The following is a 1,376-nucleotide window of genomic DNA, read 5'->3' as shown; positions in this document are numbered from 1 at the left end:
TCGCTGTTCCCTGTTCCCTAAATACCCAGAACTATGTACTTCACAAAATCCCAAACCGCTATAAGAGTATTAATCACCAATGGGGTTAGCATCTCCGACAAACCTCAACAAGTCTGTCATAGTAAATGTTCCTGGTTTTTCAGAAGGAAGTATCGGCGTCCACTGGGAGCAGCGTGATAAAAATGAGTTGCGATCGCCTTCGATAAGACCCACAAAAACTTCAGCCAAAATACGGCTTCCTACATCCCCCAAACGCACTGCGTTACCTTGGATTTGGGCTTCTTTGAGGATATAGTACCACAAGGGAGACTTAACATCAAAACCAAACTGGGCGGCAACATTGCCATCTTGTCCTGTGGAGATATCCTCCTTACTCAAGGGCCGGAATCCCATGCAGCGAGCCACATCTTGACCAGCGGGCAAGCCAAGGTTACGACCACGCAACAGATTTCTCACCGCTAGGGAATTAGGTGGTGGAACATTAGGCAAATTCTTGAGGGGGTCAACTAGAAATGGATCAAGTTGGCGGCTCAAGTTAACCGGTACATTAGGATCGATCGGGAAGAAGCGACGCCAGTCAATTATCCAATCACTGGGAATAGGAACGATTTGACCCGATTGAGCAGTGAATAAAAACAGCAGTTGTAAGGTTGCAGGAGTTACCCCACCAGGACGAGAAGTAAACACTCGGTTGTAGTCATAATCCGCACGGATCATGCTGTGTCCGAGACGATAAGCTGCTACAGAGAATTCCACAGGCATGAACGGATCCTGACCAAACTTGAAGAAGCGCCGACCGCCTTCAAGTACTTCTATTAGCTGCTTCTGGTCAATGACGCGAGACAAGAAGTCGAACAGTACAATCCACTGATAGTGCCAAACTACCAATTCTCGGGCTGCCTCAAAGGTAGACTTGCCCATGATAGAGTCTGCTTGAATGCTGCCATCACGGATGCCCTCAACTATCTTGTTGTGAAACTTCAGGAAAGCTAGGTGGGTCTGGGCAACAATTAAATTTTCATCATTACGGGGGTCACCAATGATGGCCAGAGTACTAGGAGAACGAGGCAGATCGTTGGGCAGTTCTGTGGGAAGAGACGGATCGCCACCACCAGGTTGTTGGTTGGTTTTACCAATTAAAAACAGATCTGAGTCATCGATTTGGTAGAGATAGGGTTGAACCTCAGGACCAGAACCATAGAGACTATCAAGATCCAGCTTTGGCGTGCGAAAATTTTTCACCGCCAAGGGGTCAACCATCATATCTCCGAGAGCAGTGGTATCGAAGGTAATGTCATGATCGATGAATTGACCCAAATAAGTGTAACCAGCAGGTACATTGATATTATCGCCCTTGGGATTATTAGGGTCAGTAA

The 1,376-nt window shown here is 47.0% G+C and carries 1 protein-coding gene; it reads right to left on the bottom strand.

Annotated features, from left to right (window positions below):
- Positions 1 to 69: 69 nt before the first annotated feature.
- Positions 70 to 1,376, bottom strand: a 1,307-nt coding sequence (locus F6K51_RS37320; RefSeq protein WP_293031231.1) for a heme peroxidase family protein, incomplete at its 5' end; no start/stop codon positions are given.

The organism is Moorena sp. SIO3I8 (assembly GCF_010692325.1).
Taxonomy (GTDB): domain Bacteria; phylum Cyanobacteriota; class Cyanobacteriia; order Cyanobacteriales; family Coleofasciculaceae; genus Moorena.
The sequence above is the reverse complement of the archived record's forward strand: the minus strand, read 5'-3'. Positions and strand labels throughout refer to the sequence as shown.